A 966-nucleotide genomic window follows, 5' to 3' on the forward strand; every position below is an offset into this window, starting at 1 on the left:
TTTAGGCGCTCCCAGCCCCGCAGGCGCGACTATTGGCTGCTATATTGACGATAAATCGCCTGAACCTCGGGCGATTTTTTCATCGTTTCGGCGGCAGTATTGAGGCGTTTTATAGATGTCCTCGCTCACGCCTGCCTTGCTGACCATAAAATGAATATCGGCCTGGCTCAAAATGAGGGGGTGAGTTTCGACGGCACCGCCCATTTTCAGTTCCTCAACGAGAACATGCGCCGAGGCTAGGTCAACCAACATGGCCTTTAACCGTCCAGCCTCTAACTTGCGTAAATTCACCTCGTCCCGAACCGAGAGTTCGACCCACTCTGAGAACTGGGGTGATTTTTTTAAAGTCTCATAATCGTCACCATATTCCCAATCGGTGACGGCCCCGATTTTAGCGCCGGGAAGGGCAATAAGCTCTTTCAGGCTCGTGGCTTTCAACTCTTGCGCTTTATTCTTCTGCACGAGAACGCCGAGACGCTCCATACGATAGAACTGCGTGAACCGAGCATAGGCTTCGCGTTCGGCGGTTTTTGTCGCCCCCATCGCCAATTGGGTTTCGCCAGTCTCGACTTCCTTCAGCAATCGCGACCAAGCACGCCCGACGAATTTAATCTCGCACCCACTCTCCTTCCCCAAAGCTTCGATAAGTTGAACGTCAAAGCCGATCAATTTACCCTTGCTATCAAGGTAAGCGTAGGGAAACCAAGCCTCCCAGCCAACGGTAAGACTGCAGTTTGATTGCGCTAAAGCGGCAGGCGAGAGGAAAAATACAGTCAAAGTGGCGATTTTTAGTGAGAAGGTCCGAGAAAAATTTTGTCTAAGGCTCAGGGAGAGTAAATTTTTCATCGAATGATCCATAGGGTTATATTGAGTTGAGTGCCTTTATCCCAAGAAACATATTCCAGTTCAATTACAAATTTAAGATGCAATAAATCTATAAAAAATACTATAAACTGTTTTCCGTCT

General features: G+C 48.2%; 1 protein-coding gene. It reads right to left on the reverse strand.

Translation table 11 applies throughout. The features are described from left to right. Positions 1-39 precede the first annotated feature (39 nt). A complete protein-coding gene (locus tag VZ95_RS20815) occupies positions 40-846 on the reverse strand; it encodes a substrate-binding periplasmic protein (RefSeq protein WP_198148469.1) in 807 nt (268 codons plus the stop codon). Positions 847-966 lie beyond the last annotated feature (120 nt).

The organism is Elstera litoralis, assembly GCF_000963705.1.
GTDB classification, from domain to species: domain Bacteria; phylum Pseudomonadota; class Alphaproteobacteria; order Elsterales; family Elsteraceae; genus Elstera; species Elstera litoralis.